We start from the raw sequence: 2,491 nt of genomic DNA, 5'->3' as shown, positions 1-2,491 counted from the left end.
GCACAACAACCACGGCACCGGCATCCTGGTCACCTCGGGCTCCACCGGCATCGTGGTCTCGGGGAACGCGGCCAACTTCAACGCCGAGGGCTGGCGCCGCAACGCCAACGGCATCGACGTCACCAGCGCCGGCAACACCGTGCTGCGCAACGTCACCCACGACAACGAGGACTCCGGCATCCAGTTCTACCCCGGCGGCAACGACAACCTGGCCGCACTGAACGTCACGTACGACAACGGCGACCACGGCATCGACGACCTCAACGTCACCGGCGGCCGGCTGATCAGCAACACCGTCTACCGCAACTGCACGACCGGCATCAACGTCGAGGGCACCTCCGGCAACTACCTGGTCTACAACAACCTCGCGGCCGACAACGCCGTCTACCCGGCCTACAACGGCATCGCCTGCTCGCGGCGGGCCGGCAACATCGGCATCTGGGACTCCGCACCAGCCTCGACGACCGTGGACCACAACCTCGTCTGGCTGACCACGAGGGGGACGATGTACGCGTTCGGTACGACGTACACGAGCCTGGCCGCGATGCGGACCGCGACCCACCAGGAGGGACACGGAGTGCAGGCCGACCCGCGGTTCGTGTCCCCGTCGACCTGGAACCTCCGGATCGGGGCCGGCTCGGCGGCGATCGACCGCGGCCACTCGGGCGTCTCCGGAGCACAGCCGACCGACATCCTGGGCCGGCCGCGCGTCGACGACCCCGCGGCCGGCAACACCTTCGCCGAGGGACCGCGCCGGTACGACGACCTCGGTGCGTACGAGTTCCAGCGCTGATCCCGCGGCGCGCGAAAACCGGTTGACCGGCGGGGTCACGTCGCTGGTACCGTTCCGTCGTCCGTGACAGCACAGTTGGAGGTGAGGCCCCCATGAACGTTGCAGCGCAGTGGGTGCTCCCCCTCTCGTGGTCACGGGCGGGCGATTGACGTAGGTGTCGTCGGGAGCGCCGAGACAAGCTCCCGAAGGGAAACACCTATGAACTCCTTGCCTTCCACGCCAGGCCTCGGGGCCCGGCCGGTCACGGTCTCCCGGGTCGCCGAGAACCAGTGGCACGCGGTCCAGGACGACCTGACCGTCGGGCGCGGGTACGCGTCGCGGCGGCTCGACGGCCGGACCTTCCTCAGCATCGACACCTGGCAGGACGCCGTCTTCGACCGGCTCGCCGTCGCGATGCTGGCCGATCAGCCGGCACCGCGATACACCGTGGTCGACGAGACCGACCGCGACCTGACGGCCGCCTGGGAACGCGCCGGCTTCGTGATCGGGCGCCGCGAGTCCGAGTTCGTCGTACCGGCCGGACCGCACGCGGCGACCGTGCCCGACGGGGTGACCATCACCACCGCCGACGCGGCGCCGTTGCGCGCGCTGGACCGGGCGATCCGCGCCGAGGTCGAGGCCGGCCCCGGCTGGCACACCATGCCTGCGGAAGTCCTGCCCTGGCAGGGCGGAACGCGGCCGCTCGACCCGTCGAAGTACACGGTGGCGGTCCGGGACGGCCGGTACGTCGGGCTGCTCCGGCTGGCGACCCGGACCCGGCGCCCGCGGATCGGGCTGGTCGCCGTCCTGGCCGCCGAACAACGGCAGGGCATCGCCCGAGCCCTGCTGAGCCACGCCCTGAGCTCCGAGGCCACCGCGGAGGTCGACGAGACCAACACCGCCGCGATGGCCCTGTTCGAAGGGATCGGCCGGCGCACCGGCCGCAGTCTCGAACTCGTCAGCGGGAGGGCCTGACCATGCCCAGAACAGCAGGCGGTATCGAGGTCGAGGGCATCGTCGTCGAGTGCCTCCGGAACGCCACCTTCCGGGTCGAGCTCGGCAACGGCCACAAGGTGCTGGCGCACATCAGCGGCAAGATTCGGAAGAACTACATCAAGATCGTCCTCGAGGACCGCGTCCTGGTGGAACTCAGCCCCTACGACCTGGACCGGGGCCGGATCATCTTCCGCTACCGGAACTGAAGAACTGTCATCCATCACACAACCTCCCGTCCCGATCAAGACTAGAACATGTGTTCGATCAGGCGTTAATCTGAAAACATGTTTGGTCGGTTCACGGTTCGGCCGTCCGACGACGGATCCAACAGGTTCGGCGTCTGGGACGGTGCGGTCAACGGGTGGCGTGCGACAGGTATCGACGGCGAGGCGCGGGCGCGCGAGCTCGCCTTCGACCTCGACATGCAGTACGACGCACACGGCCCGCGGGCCGCGGACGACGTCCGGCGGATCGAGCCCGGTCAGCCGGTGGAGCGGGCCACCTGGTCCACCGGCGACCTGGAGGGCTGGATCCGGGACAACGGCGAGTGGATCGGCAAGTTCCGGGGCAAGGACGGCGAGCTCGCCTGGGTGCCCGGCAAGAACCTCCGCCCGCTCTAGACGGGAACCCCTAGACGGGAAAACTCTAAACGGGGTACCTGAAGATCGCCGCGACCGCGGCGCCTTCGGGTACGTCGGCGGCGCGGACGGCCAGCACCCGCCC

At 69.4% G+C, this 2,491-nt stretch carries 4 protein-coding genes; all 4 read left to right on the top strand.

Annotated features, from left to right (window positions below):
* Window positions 1-793, top strand: a 793-nt coding sequence (locus VFF46_RS23875) for a right-handed parallel beta-helix repeat-containing protein (RefSeq protein WP_325039428.1), incomplete at its 5' end; no start/stop codon positions are given.
* 198 nt (window positions 794-991) lie between these two features.
* On the top strand, window positions 992-1,747 hold the full coding sequence (locus VFF46_RS23870) for a GNAT family N-acetyltransferase (RefSeq protein WP_325039427.1): 756 nt from the start codon (window positions 992-994) through the stop codon (window positions 1,745-1,747).
* 2 nt (window positions 1,748-1,749) lie between these two features.
* A complete protein-coding gene (gene infA / locus VFF46_RS23865; RefSeq protein ID WP_325039426.1) occupies window positions 1,750-1,974 on the top strand; it encodes a translation initiation factor IF-1 in 225 nt (74 codons plus the stop codon).
* Window positions 1,975-2,052: 78 nt separating this feature from the next.
* Window positions 2,053-2,388 (top strand): hypothetical protein, encoded by a 336-nt coding sequence (locus VFF46_RS23860; RefSeq protein ID WP_325039425.1) that lies wholly within the window; start codon window positions 2,053-2,055, stop codon window positions 2,386-2,388.
* The last annotated feature ends 103 nt before the right edge of the window (window positions 2,389-2,491 follow it).

Origin of the sequence: Kribbella sp., from assembly GCF_035655035.1 — a bacterium.
In the GTDB taxonomy this organism is placed as follows: Bacteria; Actinomycetota; Actinomycetes; order Propionibacteriales; family Kribbellaceae; genus Kribbella.
Note: the sequence above shows the minus strand (reverse complement) of the source record. Positions and strands in the feature narration are given on the sequence as shown.